The sequence below is a fragment of the Gemmatimonas sp. genome (genome assembly GCF_041689975.1).
In the GTDB taxonomy this organism is placed as follows: domain Bacteria; phylum Gemmatimonadota; class Gemmatimonadetes; order Gemmatimonadales; family Gemmatimonadaceae; genus Gemmatimonas.
On record NZ_JBDNFF010000361.1, the window covers coordinates 1 to 1,713 of the forward strand.

3 protein-coding genes are annotated in these 1,713 nt (G+C 64.2%); 1 reads left to right on the forward strand and 2 read right to left on the reverse strand.

Features of this window, described 5'->3' with window-relative positions:
• Together ACESNG_RS21095 and ACESNG_RS21100 are read right to left on the reverse strand one after the other, a co-directional pair.
• Nucleotides 1–528 (reverse strand): ABC transporter ATP-binding protein (locus ACESNG_RS21095; protein ID WP_373070693.1); only part of this gene is annotated, 528 nt, incomplete at its 3' end.
• Nucleotides 529–608: 80 nt separating this feature from the next.
• Nucleotides 609–1,091 (reverse strand): hypothetical protein, encoded by a 483-nt coding sequence (locus ACESNG_RS21100; protein ID WP_373070695.1) that lies wholly within the window; start codon nucleotides 1,089–1,091, stop codon nucleotides 609–611.
• A gap of 138 nt (nucleotides 1,092–1,229) precedes the next feature.
• Between ACESNG_RS21100 and ACESNG_RS21105 the strand changes: the two genes are divergently transcribed.
• On the forward strand, nucleotides 1,230–1,713 hold a 484-nt coding region (locus ACESNG_RS21105; protein ID WP_373070697.1), incomplete at its 3' end, for a hypothetical protein.

The following is a 1,713-nucleotide window of genomic DNA, read 5'->3' on the forward strand; positions in this document are numbered from 1 at the left end:
CGACGACACCAACACCGAGATCCCGAACTCGCGCCCCGTGCGCTGAATCAGCGCCAGCATCTCGTCGCGTCCGGCGGGATCGAGTCCGTTCGTGGGCTCGTCGAGCACCAGAATGCGCGGATCGTGCACCAGTGCCTGCGCTAGCTTCACGCGCTGCGCCATACCGGTGGAGTAGCCACGCATGGGACGGTATCGCTCCTCGAACAGCCCTACATGCCGCAACACTTCGGCCGCACGTTCGCGGGCCGCCGTGGTTGGCAGTCCCGAACACCGCGCCATGAACGACACGAACTCGGCGGCGGTCATTTCCGGCGGCAGGCAGTCGTGCTCGGGCATGTATCCCACGAGCGAGCGGATCGCGCGACGGTCGCGTTCCACATCGTGCCCCATCACGTTCGCCGATCCGCTGGATGGTTCGAGCAGACCAAGCAGAATCTTCACCAACGTGCTCTTGCCGGCCCCGTTCGATCCAACAAGGCCCGTAATGCCTGGCTCGATCGAAACCGTGAGGCCATCGAGCGCTGTCACGGTGCCGAAGCGACGTGTCAGCTCGTGAGTGATGATGAGCGCGATGGGAGCGTCCTCGGTATCGGCGGTATCAGGCGGTGTCAGGCGGTGGGCGCAAGCGCCGCGTCAGACGCGACCGGGTCAGCGATCACCGGCAATGTCACACCGGCCTTCGCCGCGCGCTTCTCGAGCGTCTCGCGATCGAGTAAGCCGCGAATCAGCGCATCGGCGTCGCGATTCTGCAGATACTTCCCTTTCTCCCACCCTTCCACGATCCCCTTCGGCGTGCCGTAGCACAGGTCCGCGAACTGCGGAATCGTGAGCCCCAGCGATTCGCGCAAATGCCGGATCGCCTTCGGTGCCAGCAGATCATGGGCAATCCGGATCTGCTCCGTCGCCGACTTTTCCGCCGCATCGCGCTGTTCGATCGTCCGGTTCTCGTGCCCGCACTTCTCGCAGCGATAGAACCCGCGCGTCACCTCGGCCGCCATGCCGCTGATGCGCATAGTCACAGTTTCCGTCTGGAGGGCATACCGACCACCGCAGCCGCGGTGAAGGCTCCCGTCGAGCGTGGTAATGCTCATGTCTGACCGAAGGAAGATGGCGCGACACCCGTGACGGGTCCGAATCCCGAAAGAGTGCCTCGCGAGCAATTGAATCGTCGTACAGTCGCTACGACGACGTCGTCTGCGCCACCCCTGTACCGCGTTCTTCCCAGCCAAATGTCCGACTTCTGCCTCGTTCGCCAGCCCATCTTCGGTACGACCGGCGCCCTGCTCGGGTACGAAATCCGTTTCAAGGAGACGGAGACGGGGGAACACGGCTTTGTCGAAAGCTTCCTGAGCGGCACGTTCGATCTGGTGCGCAATCGAATGCCGGCCTTCGTGTACTGCACGCGTGCGCAGCTGCTCGAGGACGCGTTTCACGTCGCCGAGCCCGGCTCCGCGATCGTCATGCTCCCGCCGGATCTCGAAGCCGACGAGGCGGTGACCGACGCGGTCGCCCGCTATCGTGCGCACGGTGGCCTGCTTGCGCTCGACCAAGTCGGTGAGATCGCCGGTCCGTCGGAGGCGCTGGTTCCGTACGTTTCGTGGGTTCGGATCGATATCGGCAGCGAAAACGCCGTCACGATCGGTCAGATCTGCGATCGGATTACGCAGGGCTTCGGCAAGCACGCCCCGAAGCTGATCGCGACGCAGATTGACG